General features: G+C 65.7%; 18 protein-coding genes. 5 read left to right on the forward strand and 13 right to left on the reverse strand.

The window, feature by feature from the left end:
• Positions 1-189 precede the first annotated feature (189 nt).
• Complete coding sequence (locus AC1Q6P_RS22305; RefSeq protein WP_492666050.1) at positions 190-1,587, forward strand: bifunctional enoyl-CoA hydratase/phosphate acetyltransferase; 1,398 nt, start codon at positions 190-192, stop codon at positions 1,585-1,587.
• A gap of 45 nt (positions 1,588-1,632) precedes the next feature.
• Here the strand turns inward: AC1Q6P_RS22305 and AC1Q6P_RS22310 are convergent, their stop codons facing one another.
• From AC1Q6P_RS22310 to AC1Q6P_RS22335, 6 genes are all read right to left on the reverse strand, one after another.
• On the reverse strand, positions 1,633-2,025 hold the full coding sequence (locus AC1Q6P_RS22310) for a hypothetical protein (RefSeq protein WP_492666049.1): 393 nt from the start codon (positions 2,023-2,025) through the stop codon (positions 1,633-1,635).
• 838 nt (positions 2,026-2,863) lie between these two features.
• A complete protein-coding gene (fabI, locus tag AC1Q6P_RS22315; RefSeq protein WP_492666051.1) occupies positions 2,864-3,622 on the reverse strand; it encodes an enoyl-ACP reductase FabI in 759 nt (252 codons plus the stop codon).
• A gap of 73 nt (positions 3,623-3,695) precedes the next feature.
• Entirely contained in the window at positions 3,696-6,047 is a 2,352-nt protein-coding gene (locus AC1Q6P_RS22320) for a DUF3141 domain-containing protein (protein WP_492666048.1), read from the reverse strand.
• A 2-nt stretch (positions 6,048-6,049) separates the two neighbouring features.
• Entirely contained in the window at positions 6,050-7,285 is a 1,236-nt protein-coding gene (locus tag AC1Q6P_RS22325) for an acetate/propionate family kinase (RefSeq protein WP_492666047.1), read from the reverse strand.
• Between the two features lie 137 nt (positions 7,286-7,422).
• Positions 7,423-7,752 (reverse strand): 2TM domain-containing protein, encoded by a 330-nt coding sequence (locus AC1Q6P_RS22330; RefSeq protein WP_492666046.1) that lies wholly within the window; start codon positions 7,750-7,752, stop codon positions 7,423-7,425.
• Positions 7,753-7,938: 186 nt separating this feature from the next.
• The gene (locus tag AC1Q6P_RS22335; RefSeq protein ID WP_492666045.1) at positions 7,939-8,889 is read right to left on the reverse strand and encodes a LysR family transcriptional regulator; all 951 of its coding nucleotides are present in this window, start codon (positions 8,887-8,889) and stop codon (positions 7,939-7,941) included.
• A gap of 99 nt (positions 8,890-8,988) precedes the next feature.
• On the opposite strand from AC1Q6P_RS22335, the gene AC1Q6P_RS22340 reads away from it, so the two are divergent.
• Entirely contained in the window at positions 8,989-10,026 is a 1,038-nt protein-coding gene (locus AC1Q6P_RS22340; RefSeq protein WP_492666044.1) for a zinc-binding alcohol dehydrogenase family protein, read from the forward strand.
• 104 nt (positions 10,027-10,130) lie between these two features.
• On the opposite strand, the gene AC1Q6P_RS22345 is transcribed toward AC1Q6P_RS22340, so the two are convergent.
• A complete protein-coding gene (locus AC1Q6P_RS22345; protein WP_492666043.1) occupies positions 10,131-12,752 on the reverse strand; it encodes a zinc-dependent metalloprotease in 2,622 nt (873 codons plus the stop codon).
• Between the two features lie 267 nt (positions 12,753-13,019).
• Between AC1Q6P_RS22345 and AC1Q6P_RS22350 the strand changes: the two genes are divergently transcribed.
• Genes AC1Q6P_RS22350 through AC1Q6P_RS22360 form a run of 3 tightly spaced genes read left to right on the forward strand, consistent with a single transcriptional unit; the run spans position 13,020 to position 16,188 of the window.
• On the forward strand, positions 13,020-14,261 hold the full coding sequence (locus AC1Q6P_RS22350; RefSeq protein ID WP_492666042.1) for an efflux RND transporter periplasmic adaptor subunit: 1,242 nt from the start codon (positions 13,020-13,022) through the stop codon (positions 14,259-14,261).
• Positions 14,258-14,974: an ABC transporter ATP-binding protein gene (locus tag AC1Q6P_RS22355; protein WP_223696874.1), complete on the forward strand. Its 717-nt coding sequence runs from the start codon at positions 14,258-14,260 to the stop codon at positions 14,972-14,974. Before AC1Q6P_RS22350 ends, AC1Q6P_RS22355 begins: the two co-directional genes overlap by 4 nt.
• Entirely contained in the window at positions 14,971-16,188 is a 1,218-nt protein-coding gene (locus AC1Q6P_RS22360) for an ABC transporter permease (protein WP_223696873.1), read from the forward strand. Before AC1Q6P_RS22355 ends, AC1Q6P_RS22360 begins: the two co-directional genes overlap by 4 nt.
• A 21-nt stretch (positions 16,189-16,209) precedes the next feature.
• Here the strand turns inward: AC1Q6P_RS22360 and AC1Q6P_RS22365 are convergent, their stop codons facing one another.
• From AC1Q6P_RS22365 to AC1Q6P_RS22390, 6 genes are all read right to left on the reverse strand, one after another.
• Positions 16,210-16,989 carry a hypothetical protein gene (locus tag AC1Q6P_RS22365; RefSeq protein WP_492703337.1) on the reverse strand — a complete coding sequence of 260 codons (780 nt, stop codon included), beginning with the start codon at positions 16,987-16,989 and terminating at the stop codon, positions 16,210-16,212.
• A gap of 170 nt (positions 16,990-17,159) precedes the next feature.
• Positions 17,160-20,882: a hydantoinase B/oxoprolinase family protein gene (locus AC1Q6P_RS22370; protein ID WP_492666040.1), complete on the reverse strand. Its 3,723-nt coding sequence runs from the start codon at positions 20,880-20,882 to the stop codon at positions 17,160-17,162.
• 101 nt (positions 20,883-20,983) lie between these two features.
• On the reverse strand, positions 20,984-21,580 hold the full coding sequence (locus AC1Q6P_RS22375) for a PAS domain-containing protein (RefSeq protein WP_492666039.1): 597 nt from the start codon (positions 21,578-21,580) through the stop codon (positions 20,984-20,986).
• Positions 21,581-21,918: 338 nt separating this feature from the next.
• Positions 21,919-23,259, reverse strand: a complete 1,341-nt coding sequence (locus AC1Q6P_RS22380; protein WP_492666038.1) for a helicase-related protein — start codon at positions 23,257-23,259, stop codon at positions 21,919-21,921.
• 4 nt (positions 23,260-23,263) lie between these two features.
• On the reverse strand, positions 23,264-24,121 hold the full coding sequence (locus tag AC1Q6P_RS22385; protein WP_492666037.1) for a hypothetical protein: 858 nt from the start codon (positions 24,119-24,121) through the stop codon (positions 23,264-23,266).
• A gap of 173 nt (positions 24,122-24,294) precedes the next feature.
• Positions 24,295-24,519 carry a helix-turn-helix domain-containing protein gene (locus AC1Q6P_RS22390; RefSeq protein WP_492666036.1) on the reverse strand — a complete coding sequence of 75 codons (225 nt, stop codon included), beginning with the start codon at positions 24,517-24,519 and terminating at the stop codon, positions 24,295-24,297.
• Positions 24,520-24,652 lie beyond the last annotated feature (133 nt).

Consider the following 24,652-nt stretch of genomic DNA (forward strand, 5'->3'; position numbering starts at 1 on the left):
AAGTCGGCCCGGCAGGGCCGACCCCGGAACCATGAGCCCGGTGGCGGCACGGGCTGCAGGGCCTCACGAGCAAAACCCGAAATCTGCTTCGTGCCGATTTCAGCCCCTGTCATGCCCCTGCCATCCGCATCGCAGACCATGGGACTGGTTCCTCCTGTCCTTTGTGCCTTCTTGCTGCGCGGGCCCGCCATGAACAACGCCGACACCGATCTGGTCGAAAACCTGACCTTTGACGAACTGCAGATTGGCCAGAGCGCCCGCCTGATGCGCACGCTCAGCGCCCAGGACATCGCGGCCTTTGCCGCGGTCTCGGGCGACAGCAACCCCGCGCATCTGGACACCGGCGAGGCCGGCACACCGCTGATGCATGAGGTGGTGGGTCATGGCATGTGGAGCGGCGCCTTGATCTCGGCTCTGTTGGGCACCCAGTTCCCGGGCGCCGGCACCCGCTACTTGGACCAGAGCCTGCACTTCATCCAGCCGGTGCGCATCGGCGACACCTTGAGCGTCAGCGTGACCGTGACGGCCAAGGACCGCAGCCGCGGCGCCGTGGACCTGGCCTGCGAGCTGCTCAATCAGCGCGGCGATCGCGTGGCGCAAGGCCTGGCGCGCGTGCTGGCGCCCACCGAGAAGATTCGCCTGCCGCGCCGCACACGGCCCGAGATCCATCTCTTCGACCCGCAAGCGCGCTTTCAGGCCTTGCTGGCCCTGGGGCAGGGCATGCCTGCCGTGCGCTGTGCCGTGGTTCACCCTTGCGATGAGGCCTCGCTGACCGGTGCCGTCGATGCCGCGCGCCAGGGCCTGCTGGAGCCCTTGCTGATCGGCCCCGAAGCGCGTATCCGCGCCGTCGCCGAGGCCTGCGGGCTGGATCTGGGCGGCTTGCCGATCGTGCACATGGCCCACAGCCACGCTGCCGCCGAGCATGCGGCCGAGCTCGCCGTCAGCGGCGCCGTGGCCAGCCTGATGAAGGGCAGCCTGCACACCGACGAGCTGATCCACGCCGTGCTGGCGCGCAAGGAGCTGCGCACCGGCCGGCGCATGTCCCATGTGTTCCGCTTCGATGTGCCGCTCTACAGCAAGCCTTTGCTGATCACCGACGCCGCGCTCAACATCCGGCCGACCCTGGACGAAAAGCGCGACATCGTGCAGAACGCCATCGACTTCGCCCGCATCCTCGGCGTCGATCGGCCCCATGTGGCCCTGCTCTCGGCCGTAGAGACCGTCAACGCCAACATCCCCTCGACCCTGGACGCGGCCGCGCTGTGCAAGATGGCCGACCGCGGCCAGATCCGCGGCGGCGTGCTCGATGGCCCGCTGGCCTTTGACAACGCCATCTCGGCCGACGCGGCCCGCATCAAGGGCATTGCCTCGCCGGTGGCCGGCCAGGCCGACATCCTGGCCGTGCCCGACCTGGAAAGCGGCAATATGCTGGCCAAGCAGCTCGAATACCTGGCCGGTGCCACCGGGGCCGGCATCGTGCTCGGCGCCCGCGTGCCCATCGCCCTGACCAGCCGGGCCGACGGGCCGATGGCGCGGGCCTCCTCGGCGCTGCTGGTGCAGCTGGTGGCACGGGCAGCGACACGCTGAAGCAGCCGCAAGTTGCAGAAAATCCTTGAGCAGAACGCCGCAGGGCTACTTCAACCCCTTCGGCTTCCTCGTGTGGTGGCACCACTCCTTTGCGGTCGCCTTGTCGTCCGGTTCAATCTTGGGATCAAGCGCATCGAGTTCGGCCATGACCTTTGCGTTCATCCGGTACCTTTTCTTCAGGCTGGCGAGTTGCGCGTCCGTCCCTTGGCAGGCCTGACAGCTCGCCCACGCGATCTCAGCCTTGCGCTCCTCGTTGTAGCCGTCCTCGCCCCGCCAATGGTCGCAGGTCGCTCGACGCGAAAGGAAGCCGCTGACGTCCTTGGCGCAAGCCAACGGTTTTGCTCGGCATAGGACAGCGACGATGGCCAACAAAGGTGCGAATGCTTTTGGCTTGATTGCTGAGACACGGCACATCTGCAGCCAAGCCCAATCAAACATCGCTCTACAGTGCATGCTCGCTGTGAGGGCTGGACTTGCAGTCAGCTAATCCAAAGCTGCTGGACCTTGACGATCTTCCACCCACCACTGCTACGCCGCATAAACACAAGCTCACCACTTCCACATAGCCCCGCGCAAGCTACGCTCACAAAGAAGACAGCCTGGTCGAAACCTTCGCTGTAGCCAATATCCGAGAAGCCCAAAATGCGCGAAGCGCCTTGAAACTGCTCGCTGAGCTTTTTCCACGGCGCAAGAGGATCTCCACCGTCCCTATCGAGTACACGTCTTACGTCCCTACGGGAGGGTTGAAGCACTCGTAGAGAGGAACCTAGTAAACCCAATGGGACCACTATGTCCCGCTTACGAGGAACTTGAGCGAGTAAATCTAAAGCGGCGGTTCGACTTAGGCCGGGCAAGGCACTTTGCACCGACTCAGCTGAGTGAATGCTTGCCGAACGTCTAATGTCCAAAGACTCCTTCTCGACAATGATCGTCACGATGGACTTGGACTGAAGCGAAGTTTCTTTGAGGTAGGCAACCCGAACGCCAACATCATCTTGGCCATACGGAGCTCCGACAGCTATCTGGCACAGCGCCGTGAAGAGGAAGGTGAGACAGATCGAGGAGCAAGTTCTCATGATGGATATCGCGACCGTCCAGCAACCCAGAATCCGCAGCAGCCGGAACCGAAATTCGCACCCATGATCGCATTTCGTGAGTTCTCGATTCAGGGCTGAACTTGAACCCCTAAGGCTGAACCTGTTGGTGGCCAAGGCGGATTGTGCCGCGTAGGCGTCCCGTTATCGAATCCTAGTTTCCCCGATACCGAAGCAGCATCTCACGCCATATGGTGCAGCCCCCCATCCACATACAGCGTGTCCCCCGTCATCCCCGACGCACCGCCGCCGACCAGAAAGGCAACCAGGCGGCCGACTTCGGCGATGTCGACCAGGCGATGGGCGGGCGCGCGGGTGACGGCCATGTCGATCAGCGCGTCGAAGTGGTCAATGCCGGAAGCAGCACGGGTGCGCAGCGGACCCGGTGAGACGGCGAAGACGCGAACCTGGCGCTCGGCCAGCTCGCTGGCCAGGTAGCGCACGCTGGACTGCAGCGCGGCCTTGACCGGGCCCATCAGGTTGTAGTGGTCCACGACCTTGTCGGCGCCGTGGTAGCTCATGGTGATCAGCGCGCCGCCGGGGTTCATCAAGGGCTCGGCATAACGCGCCATTTCGATGAAGGAATGGCAGGACACCTGCATGGCTTGCAGAAATCCGGCCTGCGAGCAATCGATCACCCGACCGTGCAGGTCCTCGCGCGGCGCAAAGGCGATCGAGTGGATGACGAAGTCCAGCGTTCCCCATGCTTCACGCAGCTGTTCGAACACGGCCTGCATCTGACCGGGCTGGCTGACGTCCAGCGGCATCAGCAGGCGCGCGTCGAGGGCCTCGGCCAGGGGCGCGACATGGGGCCGGGCTTTGTCATTGAGGTAGGTGAGCGCGATCTCGGCGCCAAAGGCGCGCAGCTTGGCAGCGCAGCCGAAGGCGATGCTGTCGCCATTGGCCACACCGACCACCAGGCCGCGCTTGCCCTTGAGCATGTCGCCGATGCGGCTGTCCTCGTCCCAGATCTTGGGCAGGGGATCGCGGGCGCTGTTGTCGTGGCTCATGGTTTCAGGCCTCCTCTGCATGGGTGAGCGCCTGCGGCGCGGGAGAAGTCGCTGGCGCGGCGAGTTCAAACAGCTCGCGCATGCGCTGCAGCAGGGCGACCGTGCGGGGCTCCATCTCGCGGACGTCGCCGAGGATGTACTCGACCACTTGCAAGGCCGCCACCCGCTCCTCGCGCTGCGGCAGCAGGCGCGGCAGGGCGGCCAGCGCGGCCTCGGGTTCGAACTCGATGATGACCGACTGCTCACGGATCATGGCCGCGAGCCGCTCGGGCGTCAGCGAGGCAAAGGGCTCGCGCTGGGTCAGCACCTCGGCCGAGCGCTCCAGGCGGTCGCGCCGCACCGAACCGCGCGATTCGGCCAGCAGAATCAGCATGCGGATCACCGTGCTGCGGTAGCCGCCGTTGTCCAGGCCCAGCAGCATGGCTTGCACCTCGGGCAGGTAGCGCAGCTCGGCCGGGTCCTTGTGGATGCGTTCGCGCGCGAAGGGCTGGCCCAGCCACTGCATGAAGGGCGTGCCGTAGATCGCCAGAAAGCTGTTCTCGTAGGCCGCGTCGCGCAGATCGCGCAGCAGGTCCATGCCCTGCATCAGGCCCTGGGCCGAAAGCTGCTCCAGCGCCAGCCAGGGGTTGTCGGGCGCGGCCGGCCGGCGGTTGGCCTGCAGCTGGGGTGCCATCTGGCCCAGCCACTTCATGGCCGGGTTGTGCGAGTCGGCAAAGGCCCGGCGACTGATGCGTGCAGGATGGGAGTCACGGATCAGCTGGGCCAGCTGCGGCGTGACCAGGGCCTGCACCGCGGGGCGCAGGGCCAGCTCGTAGGCATCGGTGCCCAGGGCGGACAGGCGGGCCACGGCGGCGAAGTCATGCTCCTGCTCGCGCCCTTCGTGGGCCTCGCTCTCGACAATATCGCTGAGCCGGCGCTCGTGGAAGCTGACGGTGAAATGCTCGGCATGGCCCTCGCCCTGCACCGCATCGATGGTCATCTCGTACAGACCGGGCGGCAGGGACTCGATGGTCTTGAGCGTCGAGGCCATCTCGGTGTGCTCTTTGTTGGCGATCGAGGAAGACACAAAGATGCCCAGATGCCCGACCTTGTCGTGGACCATGTAGAGGATGCGCTGGCCGCGGATGCGGATCTCGTGCTCATCGGCATAGGTGTCGACGATCCAGTTCAGCGCCTGCTGCGGCGGCGTGATGTTGTCGCCGCGGCTGGCGAACACGATGATGGGCGAGCGGATCGCCTTCAGGTCCAGGTGGCGGCCCGGTTCCAGCTGGGCCTCGCCGCGCGACAGACGGTTGCCAACAAAGAGCTGCTCGACGATCCAGCGGATCTCGGCTTCGTTGGAGAAATGAAAGCCGCCCCACCAGCGCTCGAACTCCAGAAAGCTCTGGCGCCGCGTGTCCACCTCGCGGTAGAGATCGAAGTACTTGCCGAAGAAATTGCGGCTGGGGTTGAGCTGCTCGAAGTTGGAGACCAGATGGGCGCCGTCGAACTCGCCATGGCCCAGGTCCGACATCAGCAGCGCCGGCAGGGCGCCGCCAAGCAGGCCGCCGTTGTAGCGCATCGGGTTCTCGCCCAGCTTGCCCGACCAGGTGGCCACCGGCGCGCCATTGATGACCAGGGGCCCCGAGATCTCGGGGTTGGCCGCCGCCAGCACCAGGGTGGCCCAGCCGCCCTGGCAGTTGCCCACCACCACCGGCTTGGGTGCCTCGGGGTGCAGGCGGCGGATCTCCTGGATGAAGCCGGCCTCGGCGCGCATCACATCGGCCAGGGTCTGACCCGGCTCGGGGTGCTGGCGGAAGACGACGAAGTAGACCGGGTGGCCGGCGCGCAGGGCGACGCCCACCTGGCTGTCATGCTTGAAGCCGCCGATGCCGGCGCCATGGCCGGCGCGCGGGTCGATGATCATGTAGGGCCGCTTCCAGTCCATCACCTCGACGCCGGCCGGTGGCGTGATGCGCAAGAGGCGGTAGTTGACCGGGCGCGGCAGCTGGCGGCCGTCGACCACTTCCTCGTAGTCATAGTCCAGCACCGGCGGCGTGCCGGCGGCCTCGTGGGCTTGGTCCTGGTTGCCACGCTCACGCAGGGTGTCCAGGGTCAGGCACAGGCGCTGCGCCGCATCCACCGCATAGCTGCCGGCCTGCTGCGGCAGCTGGCCACCCAGGGCCATGGCCCAGAAGGACTGGGCCAGGCTCAAGCCTTGATCCCAGAGGGCCTGGCTGCGCGCCAGATGGCTGTGGCGCATGCGCTCGGTCTGGCGCTGCTGCGCCTGGGCCAGACGTTCCGTCAGGCGCGACCAGGTGGCCAGCTCCTCGCGGTGGCGCTGTGCGGCATGGCTGACACTGAATTTGGGGCTCATGGCTAGTCCAGGGAACAGGTGAGTTCGGGGGGCGGGGTGGCGCCGGCCTCGCCGGCCAGCAGTTCCAGCGCATGCTCGGCCAGCATGCGTTCTTCGTCGGTGGGCATGACCCGCACGCAAACGGGCGAGCTCGGGCTGCTGATCACGGCGGCGTTCTCGCGGTTGGCCTCGGGGTCCAGATGGATGCCCATCCAGGCCAGATCGCGCAGCAAGGCAGCGCGCACGCCCACGGCGTTCTCGCCGATGCCGCCGGTCAGCACCAGGGCGTCCAGTCCGCCCAGGCAGGACGTCATGCCGGCCAGCTCGCGCCGCGCGCGATCGACGAAATAGGCCAGGGCCTCGCGCGCCGCGGCCGAGCCCGAGGCCTCCAGCACCCGCACATCGTGCGACTCACCGGACAAGCCTTTGAGCCCCGCATTCGTGTACAGCAGCTCGCTGATCTCGGCGGCGCTCATGCCCTGCTCGCTCATCAGGTACAGCAGCACGCCGGGGTCCAGCTGGCCGCAGCGCGTGCCCATGGGCAGGCCATCGAGCGCGGTGAAGCCCATGGTGGAGGCCACCGAACGGCCGTTCAGCAAGGCGCACATGGACGCGCCATTGCCCAGATGCGCCACCACCACCCGGCCTTGCGCCCGCAGCGGGTCCGCCTCGCGCAGGCGCCGGGCGATGTACTCGTAGGACAGGCCGTGGAAGCCGTAGCGCCGCACCCCTTGCTCGTAGAAGCGGCGCGGCAGCGCAAAGGTGTCGGCCACAAACGGGTGGCTGCGATGGAAGGCCGTGTCGAAACAAGCCACTTGCACGGCGGCGGGAAAGGCCGCCTGCGCCGCGCGCACGCCCGCCAGGTTGTGGGGCTGATGCAAAGGCGCCAGCGGCGAGAAGGCCGCCAAGGCATGCAGCAGCGCCGCATCGAGACGCACCGGCTGCGCGAACTCAGGCCCGCCATGCACCACCCGGTGGCTGACGGCGCGCACCTTGCGCCGCGGGAACTGCGCCTGCAGCAGCGCCAGCAAGGCATCGAGCGCGGTGTCATGGTCGGGGCGACCCGCCTGATGCGCCAGGGCCTGCGTGTGACGCTCACCATCGGCCAGGCTGACATGCAGGCGGGGGCGTTGTTCATCACCCAGGCCTTCCACCTGGCCATGCGCCAGCAAGGGCAGCGCCTGGCTCAGGCCGTAGAGCGCGAATTTGAGCGAAGACGAGCCGGCATTCAGCGTCAGGAGCAGATCGGTCGCAGCCATGGTCATGACCCGGGCAGCGCCAGCCGCCCCATCGATGCAGATGCCTGGACGCTATCCAGCCCGCATGACCCACCCGTGACTGCAGCTTGCCGTCTTCGTGACAGCCGCCCTGATCCGATCGGTCAAACTCTCATTTCTCAGGCCTGGCGCTGCTCGCTGCGCAGCCGTGCCAGCTCGCGCGCCATCAGCTGCTGGCGCAGGTTCGGACCGCGCAGCTTGGCCAAGGTGGCCAGGCCGTGGATGGCCAGACCCAGGCCCCAGCCCCAGAGCGGGAAGAAGCTCCAATAGCTCTGCTGCAGGCCGCTGAGCAGGAACAGGCCGGCGTTGACGGCCAGAAACACCATCAAGTGGCCGAGGAAACCCATCTGGGCATCGACGCGCTCGCGGGCTTCGCGCAGCAAGCGAGTCTCTGGGGTGTCGACCGCGTCGCTGGCGTCGATGCAAGAGGAAGGCAGGCTGTGGTTCATGATGCGGGGCTCCTGGGCTGTGAGTGCTGATGTGGCGCCATCGTCGCGGCGGGGCCGACACCGAGCCACTGTCATGAGACCAAGTGCGGGCTGCGGGCGCGAATCGACACTGAGGCCGACCAATGACAGCGGTGCCCAGGCCGCGCTGTCCATGCAGCAATGTCCAGGCCGCGATGTCCTCGCAGCTCAGTCCGCCGCCAGCCCCTGCGCCAGATGCTCCACCAGCGCCCGCACCCGCTGCGGCAGAAAGCGCTGGCTGGGCATGAGGGCGTGCAGGGGCATGAAGTCGCCCTGCCAGTCGGGGAAGAGGTCGACCAGCTCACCGCGGGCCAGGCTCAGGCGCACATCGAGGGCGCTCTTGTAGATCACGCCCAGGCCCTGGATCGCCCAGAGATGGGCGATGGATGCGTCATCGCAGCTGCGCAGGCCCTGCACCGCCACCACCAGGGGCGCGGCGGCCTCCTGCCCGCGCGGACGAAAGCGCCAGCTACGCTCCAGCCGGTTGCGGATCTTGAAGCTCAGGCAGGCGTGCTGGCTCAGCTCGCTCGGATGGCGGGGCCGGCCATGGCGCTCCAGATAGGCCGGGCTGGCCACGGCCATGCGGTGGACCGAAGCCAGGCGGCGCGCCACCAGGCCCGAGTCGGGCAGCTGGCCGTAGCGCAGGGCCAGATCGACCTCGTCCTTGAGCAGGTCCAGCACGGAATCGCTGACGCTCAGCTGCAGCTCCACCGCCGGATGGCGCGCCAGAAACTCGTCGAACAAGGGCAGCAGCAGCTGGCGGGTCAGATCGCTGGGCGCCGAGACGCGGATGCGGCCGCGCAGGCGCGGGGTGTCGGAGCCCGCGGCACGGCTGCCGGCGGCGGCCACCGGGTCGGCCTCCAGCGCCAGCGCCAGGCCTTCGTCCAGCAACTCCAGCGCACGCTGGCCATGCTCGCGCAGCTGCTCACCGGCCTGGGTCAGGCGCAGGGCGCGGGTGCTGCGCTCGACCAGGCGCAGGCCCAGGCGCGCTTCCAGCTTCTTGAGCATGGCGCTGGCCGCCGCGGGCGTGATGTCCATGACCTTGGACGCGGCCGTCAGGCTGCCCCCGCGGGCGCATTCCAGCAGCAGGCGCAGCTCGTCGGTATTTTCAATTTTCATTTGAAACAGTCGCTTCGATTCATGGCTTTTTCAGAAAGCCAATCAGGCGGAGGATAGCGTCCATCGCCGGGATGGTCCCGGCCTCACCGGAGTCATCCCATGAAAGCTGTTGGCTATTTTCAGAACCTGCCCCTCACGGCCCCCGAGTCCTTGCTGGACCTGGAGCTGCCCCGCCCCACCCCCGGCCCGCGTGACCTGCTGGTCGAGGTGAGCGCCATCGCCGTCAACCCGGTCGATGTGAAAGTGCGCCTGAGCCGGCCGGCCGCCGATGCGCAGACGCCCGTGCTGCTGGGATGGGATGCGGTGGGCATCGTCCGCGAGGTCGGGACCGAGGTGCAGGGCTTCCAGCCGGGCGACCGGGTCTGGTACGCCGGCGAGATCAACCGGCCGGGCAGCTATGCCCAGTTCCAGGCCGTGGACCACCGCCTGGCTGCGCGGGCACCGGCCTCGCTCAGCGACGCCGAGGCGGCCGCCCTGCCGCTGACCGCCATCACCGCCTGGGAGCTGCTGTTCGACCGCCTGCAGGTGCAACACCAGCCCGAGCGCCCGGTCAGCCTGCTGGTCACGGCGGCCAATGGCGGGGTGGGTTCCATCCTCTTGCAACTGGCCCGCCAACTGCCTCACCTGACCCTGATCGCCAGCACCAGCCGCCCCGACACCGCCGCCCGCCTGCAAGCCCTGGGCGCCCACCATGTGGTGGACCACCGCCAGCCCCTGGCGCCACAGCTGAAGCAGCTGGTGAGCCAGCACCAACTTCCTCCGATCCGCTACGCCGCCAGCCTGAGCCACACCGGCCAGCATTTCGCCGACCTGGTCGAGGCACTCGAGGTGCAGGGCCGGCTGGGCCTGATCGACGATTTCCCGCCCGAGGCCGTCAATGTGATGGCGCTCAAGGGCAAGGCCCTGTCCCTGCACTGGGAGATGATGTTCGCCCGCGCCCTGCACGCCAGCCATGATGTGGCCGAGGTCGGCGCCCTGCTGGCCGAGGTGGCACGGCGGGTGGATGCCGGCGTACTGCGCAGCACCCTGTCCGAAGTGCTGGGCCCGATCTCGGCCGCCACACTCAAGCAGGCCCACCAGCGCCTGGAAGGCCAGCACACCGAGGGCAAGCTGGTGCTGGAAGGCTGGCCGGGCTGAAACCCCGGAGGCCATGGGCCGGCATGAAAAAAGGCGGGCCTTGCGGCCCGCCTTTTCTTCTTCATTCACGCCCACCAGCAGGTGGACGGATCAAGCCCGATCGCTCAGGGCGCCAGCTGCGGCCAGCAGGCCTCGCTGTGCTGGTGGCCGAAGCGGCCTTCTTCGTCCAGGCCCGGGCGGGCCACCGGCAGGGCGGCTGCGCTGGCCGTGGCGGCAGAAGCGCGCGGGTCCAGGGCCTTGCCAGCCAGATCGGCCAGCTCGTCCAAGTGGGCCTTGATCACGCGGTCCCCGGCCGAAGCGGCCTTGGCGCTGAACAGCGACTTCAGGCCCTTGAGCTCGGCACGCACCGCCGGGCGGCCCTCTTCCGCACCGGAGGCACCGGGCGCCGCCAGGCGCTCGGCCAGCAGCTCCACATAAGCGCGCTGCAGATTGCGGCGCGGCACGCTGACCTTGGCGGCGCCGGCGTTCAGCTCGCTGAAGACACCGCTGCGCAGATCCGCGAGCAGCTCGTCCAGGCGGTAAGCCTTGCCCTCGGGCGCGGCGGCTTCCTGGGCCAGCAATCGGGCGCTGCGGCTGCGATCCAGCAGGGCACGCAAGGTGTTGCGCTGAGCGCTCAGCAGCATGTTCGCGGGTTCCGAGGGCTTGACGCGCTCCAGGATGGCGGGCTCGAACAACCAGCTCGGGGTCTTGAACAGCTGCTCGTTCAGGAAAGCCACGGCCTGGGCCTGCTTGGCCTTGGAGGCCGGGCTGTGGACGGCGCCGGCCTGGCCGCCATGCTTGTTGTGATAGTTGTAGCCGCCGACGATGGCGGTCACATGGCCCAGCTCGCGGCCCCACTGGCCCCAGCTGGCGCGGTACAGGTCTTCCAAGTTCTTGTCGCTGTCGCCATCCTTGAGCGCGAACTTGGGCAGCTGCTTGACGATGCGCTGCAGGTTCTTGATGCCCAGGCCGGTGGAGTACACGGCATCGGCGTCGCCCACGGCTTCGGTGGTGTCACCGTACTCGCCTTCGCCCTTGGGCGAGGTGAAGCGCAGCCAGGGCTTGCTGTCCTGCTCGCGGATCCAGCTGTCCAGCACCGGTTTCTCGGCCGCCGCGGTCTTGGCCTCGGGAATGGGCGCATAGCCCCATTTGGTGGCGAAGATGTCGTAGGGGCCGATCTTGGGGATCAAGAGGGCCGGGTCGATCTTGTCCTCGGGCTGCACCACGTAGTTGATGCGGCTGTAGTCCATCAAGGTGGGCACATGGCCCATTTCCTTGAGCCATTTGGCATCGCGCAGCTTGTCGACCGGGTAGGTCGAGCTGGCCTTCATATTGTGCGGAAAGCCCAGGGAGTGGCCGACTTCGTGCGTCACCACATAGCCGACCAGCTCGCCCATCAGATCGTCGGGCAGCGGCAGCTGCTGGGCGCGCGGATCGACGGCACCGGCTTGGGTGATGTACCAGTCGCGCTGCAGCTGCATGATGTTGTGATACATCACGATGTTGGCGTTCAGGATCTCGCCGCTGCGCGGGTCGCTGAGGTGGGGACCGTAGGCATTGGCAATCGGGCTCGGCACCCAGCGGATGATGCTGTAGCGCACATCGGCGGGGTCGAATTCGGGGTCTTCTTCCTTGCTCGGGAAGGTGCGCGCCTGCACCGCGTTCTTGAAGCCTGCGGCTTCAAACGCCACATTCCAGGCCTCGATGCCCTTCTTCACATAGGGCACCAGATTGCTCGGGGTGGAGCTGTCGATGTACCAGACGATGGGCTTGACCGGCTCGCTCAGCGCCGCGCTCGGGTCCTTCTTCTCGAGACGCCAGCGGGTGATCAGGCGCTCGCGCTTGCTCTCTTGCGCGTCGCTGCCGAAGTCAACGCGGGCGATGCTGAAAAAACCCACACGGTCGTCCATGATGCGCGGCTGCATCGGCACTTCAGGCAGCTGCACCAGGTTGTAGGCCACATTGACGCTGGCGAACTTGGGCGGCTGCGGCGGCAACTGGAAGCCCGGCGGAAGGCCCGGGGGCAGAGTGACCGGCGTGGGCGTCACGCCGTAGGTGTGCACCGCGTCAATGCGCAGGCTGCCGGCAAAGGCCTTGGTGCTGTCGATATAGCTGCGGCTCGGGTCCACCGAGTTGCCGCGCACGATGCCACGAGCCGAGAAATCACCGACCTCGCTGTTGAACAGACGGGTGACCTCGATCACCGGCGCGCCGCTCTTGGCAAAAGCCTCGACCGGGAAGCTCAGCACGATGGTGTCACGCTGCGAGGCGTCCACCGAAGGTGCAATCGGCCGGCTCGGGTCGGCCACGAAGGCATGCGACATCACCTGCAGATAGACCCGGTTGCCTTGCAGGGTGAAACGCACCACCTCGGTGTTCAGCTCCTTGCCGACATGGTCCACATTGGCCGGCACCGCGGTGGCCGTGGCCACCATCAGCAGGGGCTTGGACAGCAGGGCTTTGGGAATCTCGAAATAGGTCTTGCCCTTGAGGCTGTGGATGTTGAACAAGCCGGTCTGGCTCTTGGCCTCGGCCGTGATGACCTTGTCAAAGGGCTTGGGTTCGCTGGCGTCGGGCGCAGCCGGTGGGGTGGCCGGACGGGCAGCCGAGGCTGCGGGCGCGGCCGCGCCGGCCGGGGCCTCGGGCGCTTGCTTGGGGTCGGCGGCCAGAGCCGGCAGGGCGGCGATGGCCAGGGCAATCGCGGAGGCAGTGGCAGTGGCCACGGGGCCAGGGAATTTCAAGGACATGGATGGTTTCCTTTGCGGGGGCGGTGGCCCCGGGTCTGTTCAGGGCCCCGGCGACGTGCCTGCCAGTGGCGGCGCGCACAGACAAACAGGGTGACTCCTGATCTCGGAATTGTGTCGTGCGGGCGCGCGCGCGTCGGAAGTCATCGACCCGGTGAAAACCCGGGGGGCGGCAGCCAGCCCCGCCATTGATACGGCTCATCTGTCGATTGATCGCAAAAATCGCTTCGCATGCTTCCCCGCCCTCGCCTTCGCGGTTAGAAAGCCGCCATGGCACTTTCCAACACGCTCAAAAAACTCTTTGCCCGGCGCAGCGTCGTCGCCCTCGTGGTCCTCGGTCTGGCCGGCGCCGGCTGGGTGGCCTTCAACCGCGGTGAGCACAAGCCGCCGCCGGAGCGCTTCCGCAGCACCGCCATCGACGAGGGCGCCATCACCCAAGTCGTGATGGCCAATGGCAATCTGCAGCCGGTGACCACGGTGGTGGTCGGCGCGGCGGTCAGCGGCACGGTGGCCGAACGCCTGGTCGATTTCAACGACACGGTCAAAAAGGGTCAGGTCTTGCTGCGCATCGACCCGGCCAATTTCCAGGCCCGGGTGCGCCAGGCCAAGGCCCAGCTGGCCTCGGCCGAGGCCCAGGTGGCGTTTGCCCGCGGCAATCTGGAGCGCAACGAGGCGCTCAAGGCCCAGGGCTATATCGCCGCGCCGCAGCGCGACCAGAGCCTGCGAGAGCTGGAGGTGGCGCGCGGCAACCTGGGCATTGCCCGTGCCCAGCTTGATGCGGCCGAGACCGACCTCGGCAACACCGTGATCCGCGCCCCGGTGGACGGGGTGGTGATCAAGCGCAGCGTCGATGTCGGCCAGACCGTGGCCGCCAGCTTCCAGACGCCCGAGCTCTTCCTGATCGCCAAGGACTTGCGCGAAATGGTCATCCAGACCAATGTCAGCGAGGCCGATGCCGGCCTGATCCAGACCGGCCAGGTGGTGCGCTTCGTGGTCGATGCCCACCCCAACCGCGAGTTCGAAGGCAAGGTCGAGCAGTTCCGCCTGAACGCCACCAACACCCAGGGCGTGGTCACCTACACCGTGATCGTGAACGTGCCCAACCCCGACGGCATCCTCAAGCCCGGCATGACGGCGCAGACCCGCATCGTGGTGGCCAGCAAAGGCAAAACCCTGCGCCTGCCCACGGCCGCCCTGCGCTTCAAGCCCGATGAAGACGACCTCAAGCCGCAGGGCAAGGCCGCCAAAGCAGCGGCATCGGCCGCTTCCGCGGCCTCAGCCGCCAAGACCGAGGCCGCCCGCCCCGACGACGACGGCGTGCTCAGCAATCTGCGCGGCAATGCCCGTGTCTACAAGGTCTACACCGTGGACGCTGAGCAAAACCTCAAGGCGCACGAGATCACGGTCGGCATCTCCAACACCCGCTTCACCGAGCTGCTCAGCGGCGACCTGAAGCGCGGCGATGCCGTGGTGACCCGGCGCGCCTCCAAGGACAAGAAGGAGGAGCTGTGAGCCACGGCGCCGCCCCGGTGCTGGAGCTGCGCGGCATCACCAAGAGCTACCTCAGCGGCGATGTGCGAACGCCGGTTTTGCACGGCATCGACCTGACCGTGCAGCGCGGTGACTACCTGGCCTTGATGGGCTCCAGCGGCTCGGGCAAGAGCACGCTGATGAACCTGATGGGCCTGCTCGACCGCTGCGACAGCGGCCAGCTGCTGCTGCAGGGCCGCGATGTCAGCCAGCTGAGCGCCACCGAGCACGCCACCCTGCGCAACCGCGAGATCGGCTTTGTGTTCCAGAGCTTCAACCTGCTCAAGCGCATGAGCGTGCTCGAGAACGTGGCCCTGCCCCTGATCTACGGCGGGCGCAGCCGCAGCGAGGCCAAGGCGCGGGCGCAGACCTTGCTGGAAGCCGTGGGCCTGGGCGCCCTGGCCAAGCGCATGCCCAACCAGCTCAGCGGCGGCCAGCAGCAGCGGGTGGCCATCGCCCGCAGCCTGGCCAATGAAGCGCCCCTGCTGCTGGCCGACGAGCCCACCGGCAACCTCGACACCCAGACCACGGTCGAAGTGCTGGCCGTGCTGGAAAAACTCAACCGTGAACAAGGCCTGACCATCGTGCTGGTGACCCATGAACCCGATGTGGCCCTGCATGCCAAACGGCTGGTGCGTCTGAAAGACGGCCGCGTCGCCTTCGATGGCCTGCCTTCCGAACAGGCGCACGCATGAACCCGATGCAGATTTTTCTCGAGGCCCTGCGTTCCCTGAACGCCAACCGCCTGCGCAGCGCCCTGACCATGCTGGGCGTGGTGATCGGCATCGCCTCGGTGCTGTTGATGCTCAGCGTCGGCGACGCCGTGCGCGCCTTCATCGACAAGGAGCTGGCCGTGCTGGGCAGCAACCAGCTGATCGTGCAGAACGGCACGCCGGTGGACGGCGGCGGCGTCAAGCGCCGCACCGGCGAGGTGCCGGCCCTGACGGTCGCCGACGCGCGCGCCCTGGCCGAGCTGCCCAGCCTCAAGGGCGCGGCGCCGGCGCTGCAGGGCTTTTTCCAGGTGCAGTACGGCGAGAGCAACAGCAACCAGACGGTGCTGGGCACCACGCCGGCCATGCTGGCCCTGCGCAGCTGGCAGGTGGAGCAGGGCGTGCCGCTGGATGAACGCGATGTGCAGGCCGCCGCCCGGGTGGCGGTGATCGGCTCCAAGCTGGCGGCCGACCATTTCAGCAACCGCAACCCCCTGGGCCAAACCGTGCGCCTGGACGGACAGCCCTTCACCGTCATCGGCGTGCTGGGCGGCAGCGGCCGCACCCTGGACGGCACCGAGCTGGGCGAGCTGATCCTGGTGCCCATCAGCGCCATGCCCATGCGCTTGCAGCGCCCGGGCAGCGTGCACTACATCAGCGTGCAGTCCCACAGCGCCGCCGGCCTGGCCGAGGCCCAGCTCGATGTGGAAGAACTGCTGCGCGACCGCCACCGCATCACCGGCGACAAGCCCGACGACTTCGCCGTCACCAACCTGGCCAGCATCGCCAAATCAGGCGCGGCCATTGCCGGCGGCCTGTCCATCGGCCTGGGCCTGATCGGCGCGGTCTCGCTGCTGGTGGGCGGCATCGGCATCATGAACATCATGCTGGTCAGCGTGTCTGAGCGGGTGCGCGAGATCGGCATCCGCATGGCCATCGGCGCCAAGCCGCGCGATGTGCTCTGGCAATTCCTCGGTGAGGCGGTGGTGCTGTGCCTGCTGGGCGGCCTGATCGGCCTGAGCATCGCGGCCCTGGGCGCCTGGGCCGTCAATGCCAACACCTCGTTCGCCATGAGCCTGGCGCCCAAGCACATCATGGTGGCGATCGGTTTTGCCAGCGGCGTGGGCCTGTTCTTCGGCTACTACCCGGCGCGGCGCGCTTCACGCCTGCTGCCGATCGAGTGCTTGCGGCAGGATTGAGCCTGAGCCTGAGGCTGAAGCTCAGGGGCGATAGACGCCGCCCCGGCCGCCCATCTGCGAGCGATTCAGCTGACGCGCTTGGGCGCGCCAGTAGCCCAGACCGGCGCGCAGGATCAAGAGACTGAGCACCAGGCCAATGGCCCAGGGCGTGATCTCTTCGATCATGCGCTTGATCATCACCGAGATCAGGATGTCGTCTCGCTCCAGCTCCGCCGCTGAGCGCGGGCGGTAGCTGGAGTTGGCGGCCCCGCCGCCATACCCCGTGGCACCACCGGGCCCGTCCACCCGCTCGCGGGCGCTGCGGCGCTGTGCCAGCTCTTCTTCACTGGGGGTTTCGAAAAGAAAGCCGTCGCGAAACTTGTTGACCCCGGCATTGGCATCGCGCCACAGCTCTTTCAGGTCCTTGAACTCGTGGGTGTCATGCAGCTCGCGCAAGGCCTCGCCAAACAGGCCGTCATCGACCGCCATGGGGCGATTCACGGCCGGCGCAGCCTTGGCGCCCCCTTGTGCATCGGGTCGGGCCGAGCCGCGCGCCTCGACGGCACCGGACGGGCGCGGCTTGCTGGCGTTCTGCTCCTCGGCTCGGGCATCGTCGGCCGCGTTGCCACTCGGGTTCCATTCCGCGCCGCCGCCGGCGGCGCTGAGGCCGAACACGGTCTTGGGCAACCAGGTTCGGGCGTTCTCGCCCACCCCCATGCCCAGACCCGTTCCGGGAACCAAGCCCGTTTGCGGCGCCTGCAGCAGCTTGCTCATGTCCAACGGCGCCAGAGCCGGGTTCACCACCGGGTCTGCGGAAGACACCCCCAGGGTGCAGGCAAGCAGCAGCCCGACCAGGGGTCGCGCGTGGACTGCGAGGGCATTTCTCTGCCGGCCCGAGCTGCTTGGCTTCACCGTGAACTTCCTCTACGCCTCTTGGCTACAAAACACCAGACCACAAATACGTGTTCGGTCTTGTTCACATTCTCTCTGGCTCAGGCGGTTTTTTCATCGGCATCGGCCCCATACCCCCCGCCTCCGGGGGTGCGAATGACGAAAACATCGCCGGCCTGCATCTCGGCCTGGCCGATGTGAGGCAACACTTCGCGCCGGCCGTCGACCCGCTCGACCCAGTTGGCACCCGGCACACCTGCACCACCACCGGCCAGGCCGAAGGCGCCACGCTCGCGGCCATTGCTCAAGATGCCCGCCGTCATCGGCTCCAAGAAACGGATGCGGCGCTCGCCGCCATTGCCGCCGCGCCAGCGGCCCGCGCCGCCGCTGCAGGGCACGATCTCGTAGCCGTCCAGGCGCACCGGGAAGCGGAACTCCAGCACCTCGGGGTCGGTCAGCCGCGAGTTGGTCATGTGGGTCTGCACCACGCTGGTCCCGTCAAAGCCCGGGCCGGCGCCGGAACCGCCGGAAATCGTCTCGTAGTACTGGTGGCGCGCGTTGCCGAAGGTGAAGTTGTTCATGGTGCACTGGCTGGCCGCCAGCACGCCCAGGGCACCGTAGATCGCATTGGTCACGCAGCTGGAGGTCTCGACATTGCCGGCCACCACGGCCGCAGGTGCGCGCGGGTTGAGCATGCAGCCCTCGGGCACGATCACCTGCAGGGGCTTCAGGCAACCGGCATTGAGCGGAATCTGGTCGTCCACCAGGGTGCGGAAAACATAAAGCACCGCCGCCATGGTGATGGCCTTGGGTGCGTTGAAATTGTTCGTCAGCTGCTGCGGGCTGCTGCCGCTGAAGTCGATGCAGGCGCTGCGCTCGGCGGCATTGACGCGCACCGCCACCTGGATCTGGGCGCCATTGTCCAGGCTCAGGGTGAAGTGACCATCACGCAAGGCCGTGATGACGCGGCGCACCGATTCCTCGGCGTTGTCCTGCACATGCAGCATGTACGCGGCCACGGTGGCGCGGCCGTACTGGGCCACCATGGCACGCAACTCCTGCGCCCCCTTCTCATTGGCCGCGATCTGGGCGCGCAGGTCGGCCAGGTTCTGCTGAGGGTTGCGCGAAGGATGCGGGCCGCTGGCCAGCAGGGCCAGCAACTCGGCCTCGCGCAGGCGGCCGGCCTCCACCAGCTTGAAGTTGTCGATCAGCACGCCTTCCTGCTCGATGGCGGTGGAAAACGGCGGCATGGAGCCAGGGCTGATGCCGCCGATGTCGGCATGGTGGCCGCGCGAAGCGACGTAGAAGTCAGGCCGAGCATCGGAAACAGCCGTCTCGAGATAGACGGGGGTCACCACGGTGATATCCGGCAGGTGGGTGCCGCCGTGATACGGATCGTTGAGCACGTAGACATCCCCGGGCTTCATGTCCGGGTTGCGTTCGATCACGGTTTTGATCGACTCGCTCATCGAGCCCAGATGCACCGGCATGTGCGGCGCATTGGCGATCAGCTCACCGGCGGCGCTGAACAGGGCGCAGGAGAAATCGAGCCGCTCCTTGATGTTCACCGAGTAGGCCGTGTTCTGCAGGCGCAGACCCATCTGCTCGGCGATGTTCATGAACAGGTTGTTGAAGACCTCCAGCATCACCGGGTCGGCCTCGGTGCCGATGGCATGGGCGCTCACGCGCGGCCGCACACGGCGCAACAGCAGCAAGCCGTCGGCCTGCAGTTCGGCTTGCCAGCCGGGATCGACCACCGTCGTGGCATTGCGCTCGGCCAGGATGGCCGGGCCGGCGATGCGGGCACCGGGCTGCAGGGCTTCACGGCGGAACAGCTGGGCCGGGCGCCAGCCGGCCGGCTGCTCATCGGCCGGGCAGTACATGCGGACCTCGGCCTCGGGCTCCGGTGCCTGGGGGCGCAGCTCTTGCCCGGCCGCGGCCCGGAGCAGCGCGGCGCCCGCCGCATTGCACTCCACGGCCACCGCTTCGATCACCAGGGCGCGGCCCGGCATCAGAAAGGCATAACGCTGACGGTAGGCGGCTTCAAACGCCGCCTGCAAGCTGGTCAGCGTAGCGCCGGCCTCCAAGGAACAGCTCAGCGCCGTGTCGGTGCCCTGGTAGCGCAGCTGCAGCCGGGTGTGCTGAAGCAGCTGCTCGCCAGCCAGCCCCTGGGCCAGCAACTCGGCGCGGGCGGCTTCGTGCAGGCGCGCCGCCAGCTCCTGCGCCGCCCGCAGGCCGGCCTCATCCAGCGGCCGCTCCAGCGAGGCCTCACGCAAGGCGATCTGATCGGCCAAACCCATGCCGTAGGCGCTCAGCACGCCCGCCAGCGGGTGGGCCAGAACGACGCTCATGCCCAGGGCATCGGCCACACGGCAAGCAGCCTGGCCACCGGCGCCACCAAAGCACTGCAGGCTGTAGGCGCTGATGTCGTAGCCGCGCGCCACCGAAATCTTCTTGACCGCATTGGCCATGGCGCCGACGGCAATCTCCAGCGCGCCGCTGGCCACCTCTTCGGCCGTGATCGGTCGGCCGCTGACTGCGCTCATCTGCGCCGCCAGGTCCTCGAAGCCCGCGCGCGACGCCGCCAGATCCAGGGCCTGATCGCCCTGCGGGCCGAACAAGCGCGGGAAGTACCCGGGCTGGATGCGGCCCAGCAGCAGCTGTGCGTCGGTGGTGGTCAAGGGGCCGCCGCGCCGGTAGCAGGCCGGGCCCGGATTCGCCCCGGCCGATTCGGGGCCGACCCGCAGGCGCGCGCCATCGAAGCGCACGATGCTGCCACCGCCGGCCGCCACCGTGTGGATGCTCATCATCGGCGCGCGCATGCGCACGCCGGCCACCTCGGTGTCGAAGGCGCGCTCATAGGCCGGCGCAGCGTCCTGCTCCGGGCCGGCCGCGTAATGGCTGACATCGGTGGAGGTGCCGCCCATGTCAAAGCCGATCAGCTGGCGGTGGCCAGCCGCCAGGGCGGTGCGCACCATGCCGACGATGCCGCCGGCCGGGCCGGAGAGGATGGCGTCCTTGCCCTGAAAGCGCCGCGCCTCGGTCAGGCCGCCCGAGCTTTGCATGAAGAACAGCGGCACACCCGGCATCTGCGAAGCCACCTGCTCGACATAACGCCGCAGAATGGGTGACAGATAGGCATCGACCACGGTGGTGTCGCCACGCGGCACCAGCTTCATCAGCGGGCTGACCTCGTGCGAGACCGAAACCTGGCTGAAGCCAATCTCGCGCGCCAGGGAGGCCGCACGCTGCTCATGCGCCGGGTAGCGATAGGCATGCATGAAGACGATGGCGCAGGCGCGCAGGCCGGCATCGAAGGCCGCCTGCAGCTGCAGGCGCAAATCGGCCTCGTCCAGGGCCTGCACCGTCTGGCCGTCGGCCGCCATGCGTTCCTGCGCCTCGATCACGCGGCTGTAGAGCAGCTCGGGCAGCACGATCTGGCGCGCAAACAGCTGCGGCCGGGCCTGGGTGGCAATGCGCAAGGCGTCGCGAAAGCCACGGGTGGTCAGCAGCAGGGTCGGGTCGCCCTTGCGCTCGAGCAGGGCATTGGTGGCCACCGTCGTACCCATCTTCACGCACTCCAGGCGGGCCGGCGTGATCAACTCGCCGGGCTGCAGGCCCAGCAGGCGGCGTATGCCCTCGACCGCGGCGTCGCGGTACTGCTCGGGGTTTTCGGACAGCAGCTTGAGCGTGTGCAGCTGGCCATCCGGCGCGCGGCCGACCAGGTCGGTGAAGGTGCCACCGCGGTCGATCCAGACCTGCCAGCGCGCCGGGGCTGGGGCGGCTGTGTCATCGGTGGAAGGCAGGCAGGCGGCAGCGGTCATGGCGCAACGGAGGGCGATGAATGAAGACGATGCGCGATTGGAACAGAGCGCGGGCCCCGACCGCACCGAAGGGCGCGATTGCGCCCGAAGCTGGCAGCCGCTCAGGCCCGCTGACTGGCCTGGCGCAGGGTCTGGTCCAGCAAGTCGCCGACCAAGTCCAGCATGCGGCTCGGTGGCATGCGGGCGGCGCTGCTGCGAGCCGCAGCGCCGGGCAAGGCATCACCCAGCAGCTGGTGAAAGGGCAGGCCGGCGCTGATGCCCACCCCGGGCGCGCCACCAGCGTGCTCCACCCAAAGCGGTGGGTTCGGCGAGGCCGGCCGGTCGCTGAGATCGATCATGGTGCCCACCATGCGCACGGCTTCGCCCCGCGCATCACGCTCAAGCACACGCCCGCGCGACAACATGAGCCGGTAGCCGGAACCATTGCTGCGCAGGCGAAACCGCGCCTCGTAATCGGGCCGGCTGCCATCCAGATGCGCCCGCAAGGCCTGCAACATGGCCGCCTGATCGTCCGGATGAACGCGGCAGCGCCAGAAGGCCGTGTGATCGGCCGAGCGGGCATAGGGAAAACCGAGATGCTCCTTCCAGCGCGGCGAGTAGTGCACGGTGTCCTGCAAGGCGTCCAGGTCCCAAACGCCGAAGCAGCCCTGCTGCACGGCACGACGCCAACGCTCAACTTCCATGACGGTGGACAACATAGCGAACCATCTTGGCGAGGGCCCCAAACCGGGTCAAGGCTCCGGGGCCGGTGCAGGCCCGCCAAATGCCAAATCTGCACGCACTGACCATGCTCCGGTGCCGAAACAACAAAGCCCCGGTTCCTGAGAAACCGAGGCCTGGGCTTCAAATCGAGCGGGGGTGGCCGGGTTCAGCGGGCTTGTGTTGACCTTTGCGCTGTAAACAAGCGAAAATTCGTGAGGTGACAACCACTTATGCGATTTTGATATTTGCAAGTGGCAACGACTATACGGGGGGAGGGCGCGGTACTTCCAGTCTTTATCGTATGTAGGACGTGCCCACTTCAGTGTGGCTGGTGTCAAGCTGCAAACTGAACGGCATCTTCTATCAACTCTATTGTCTTGGCCGCTGTGTGGCGATCCGCAATTGCGGTAACGCGCAGTTGGGGTCTACCAAACATATGAAATTTGGCAAGGAGCTGTGACATGACGGCTTTGCTTGCGGGCGCGTCATACAGTACAAACTCACCCACTCGTCGGAGATCCATGCCAACAAGCATGGCGGTTGTCATGACGAGCACTTGGCCTTGTTCCTGAAGAACGCGATCCATCCGCGAGTAAATTTCCTGCGGAGGCATGGCGCCATATACAAGTACGGACGGAATGCCTTCATCCTCAAGCGCGGCGTGAAGATATACACCTGTATCCCTGTATCGTACAAAAACCGCGATTGATTGCTCGGGGTCACGTTTTCGCAAGTGTTCAAGTAAGTTGTTTAGCTTGGGATCAAAATGAAGCTCATCTAGTTGGAGGAGGCAGTTGCTTATGATTTGCAGAGGGAGCGCAGGATCGCCTCTCGTTGTCAAATCTTTTTCCAAGGGTAAATCAACGCCGTCGACATCCTCAACAGAGGCTTCCCAAATGGGCCACTCCGTCCTTAAATCCGACTCCAGTTTTCGCAGGCCATTTTCAAGCGCAGCAGGGCTGGATAACCAGCGCGTATGCATCGAGGCAGCAAGGCGTTCAACGCTTGTACCTTTTGTTGTTGTGATAAGTTGCTCAATAAGAGAGGAGATTTCATATTCACGTTCTGAGTATCCGCTCTCGTGAATGCGAATTTCTACTGAAGGCCCCTCTCCTTCGGGAACTCCTTGTTCTCGCATTAGATCTCTTACGGACAAATGGTCAATATCCCATATTGAGGCATCCAGCGTGGAGGGGTCAGTGCCAGGACGCAGCTTCCAGAGGACTCTTTTGGTATTAACGGAGAGATCTTCTAGGATTTTTTTGCTTGTTGAGTTCGGGGTGTCGATTAGGATCAGGAAATCCCAAGCCTGTCTTTGTAGGCTGGATGCAATATCCGTTTGCGATGCCATCGCAGAAGTCAAGGCGTAGACTCGGCTGGTGTTCCAGCTTGAAGAAGCTCCTCCTGTCTCGCTTTCCAATGCTCTGTATGTGTACCTATCGATGACACAAGTTTGCACTCCCGCTGTGCCTTGTCGGTGAGCGAACTGTTGAACAATGTCTTGGCGGTCGGCAATCACTAAGGTGCGCCAATTTTTATCTAAGCGCTCGACCATGGCGCAAAGCGTTCCAATCGCACCCGCACCAGCAGGCCAGACCATTGCAGCTTTGGATGGCGAAGTCGAAAACCATCGCTCAATAAGACGCTTCTGATGTGCCATCAAAGGGGTGGACATCGATTCATTCATTTTCTCGGCCTTCACTTCTGTGGTTCACTTGCTCAACCCGATTTAGCAGCCAATCTCGAACTTGCTCAATCTTTTGGATTTCATCTTCGGAAATTGGCCGCTTGAAGTGAAATAATATGTTTCGCAGCTCTCCCGTATCTTTTAGCTTTCCGCTTACGCGCTCCCTTGAGCCTCCGAAAGCATGTTGAAAGCGCGGCCATGTGTCTCCGCTTGCGACAATAAGTCTGTAATTGTCAAAGCTCATCTCCTCAAGAGATTTTGGAATGTCTGCATCTTTGCCAAATTGGCGTTTTAGTACATATTCTGTAATGGCGCCTATTTCTTGCTCTGTGGCCGCGCTGCGGATAATTGTTCTGAGTGAAAGTTCTATTTCTGACAACGAGACAAATGGGCTGGCCACTCTGTAAAAATACCTTAGGACATCCATTGGGGTAAGGATGGCTAGCATGCTGTTGGGGGCGCCAACAAATACGGAATTGTCGCGTTCTAAATTGTCGAAGTGCCTATTCAAATCATCGGTTAGGTCAGCATAGTTTGCTTTTTCCATGCATTCTTCGACGGTTAGATCTCCAGGCGAATGCTTGTGCTTAGCTAGGTCTTCAAGCGAATATTCTGCGGTCTTTCTTGCGAAAGACCTGAAGGAGAACACTCCGAGAACCTTGCTGCCAATGACTACCGGTGCTTGAGAAAAGTACTTATCTCCAAGGAGCTTGATCGCATCTCTGGCCAACATGTCTGGCGAGAATGCAAGTATTTTTTGATCCGATGGAATGGCGCGATTGATGCGATGGAATAGTTCATCCACGCCGTTAGGTGCCTTTGCAAAATCCACCGCAGGGCCGCCACTCATGTACAACCTCTCGTGTGATCAGAGAGAAATGTTTGTCGAAAAAGCATGTTGTCGTGGATGTTTGGTGCCTATGCTTCTTGATTCGTTCCAAAGGGCCGTGTGCGGTGCTTCTCCATAGTAACGGCTGGAAGTATTCTTCTCTAGCGGCACACTTGATCAACAGAAATCGTCAGCTACTTGGTTTTGCATTCTGCAGGCAGAAGTAGCGCGCTCACATCCAACCCCATCGCATTCGCCAGTGCCTCCATGTTGTCCACGGCGATGTTGCGCTCCCCGCGCTCCACAGACCCCACATAGGTGCGATGCAGCCCAGCCAGCTTAGCCAGGGCCTCCTGGCTGATGCCTCTGAGCAGTTCGTGGTCTGGCTGTACAACGCGCAGATCAGGGGTGTCGGCCAAGCGGAGCTTTGCCGACCGTTGCCACGGGTGGATAGGGGGCAGACCAAGGCTGAGCTGAGAGTCGTGGACAACGGGCGGCAGACTTGTCGGAAGTAAGGTGAAAGGTTGGGGGGGCAACCGGGCTTTTTGCTTG

This window comes from Roseateles sp. GW835-FHT13E02, assembly GCF_058794035.1.

Bases quoted from the DNA above. Each gene is read 5' to 3' on its own strand.
- AC1Q6P_RS22350 (WP_492666042.1), top strand. From the start codon at position 13,020: ATGGCACTTTCCAACACGCTCAAAAAACTCTTTGCCCGGCGCAGCGTC.
- AC1Q6P_RS22320 (WP_492666048.1), bottom strand. From the start codon at position 6,047: ATGAGCCCCAAATTCAGTGTCAGCCATGCCGCACAGCGCCACCGCGAG.
- AC1Q6P_RS22335 (WP_492666045.1), bottom strand. From the start codon at position 8,889: ATGAAAATTGAAAATACCGACGAGCTGCGCCTGCTGCTGGAATGCGCC.
- fabI (WP_492666051.1), bottom strand. From the start codon at position 3,622: ATGCTCAAGGGCAAGCGCGGCCTGGTGGTCGGTGTGGCCAATGGCGAC.
- AC1Q6P_RS22360 (WP_223696873.1), top strand. From the start codon at position 14,971: ATGAACCCGATGCAGATTTTTCTCGAGGCCCTGCGTTCCCTGAACGCC.
- AC1Q6P_RS22330 (WP_492666046.1), bottom strand. From the start codon at position 7,752: ATGAACCACAGCCTGCCTTCCTCTTGCATCGACGCCAGCGACGCGGTC.
- AC1Q6P_RS22375 (WP_492666039.1), bottom strand. From the start codon at position 21,580: ATGTTGTCCACCGTCATGGAAGTTGAGCGTTGGCGTCGTGCCGTGCAG.
- AC1Q6P_RS22310 (WP_492666049.1), bottom strand. From the start codon at position 2,025: ATGTTTGATTGGGCTTGGCTGCAGATGTGCCGTGTCTCAGCAATCAAG.
- AC1Q6P_RS22340 (WP_492666044.1), top strand. From the start codon at position 8,989: ATGAAAGCTGTTGGCTATTTTCAGAACCTGCCCCTCACGGCCCCCGAG.
- AC1Q6P_RS22370 (WP_492666040.1), bottom strand. From the start codon at position 20,882: ATGACCGCTGCCGCCTGCCTGCCTTCCACCGATGACACAGCCGCCCCA.
- AC1Q6P_RS22305 (WP_492666050.1), top strand. From the start codon at position 190: ATGAACAACGCCGACACCGATCTGGTCGAAAACCTGACCTTTGACGAA.
- AC1Q6P_RS22325 (WP_492666047.1), bottom strand. From the start codon at position 7,285: ATGGCTGCGACCGATCTGCTCCTGACGCTGAATGCCGGCTCGTCTTCG.
- AC1Q6P_RS22380 (WP_492666038.1), bottom strand. From the start codon at position 23,259: ATGTCCACCCCTTTGATGGCACATCAGAAGCGTCTTATTGAGCGATGG.
- AC1Q6P_RS22345 (WP_492666043.1), bottom strand. From the start codon at position 12,752: ATGTCCTTGAAATTCCCTGGCCCCGTGGCCACTGCCACTGCCTCCGCG.
- AC1Q6P_RS22385 (WP_492666037.1), bottom strand. From the start codon at position 24,121: ATGAGTGGCGGCCCTGCGGTGGATTTTGCAAAGGCACCTAACGGCGTG.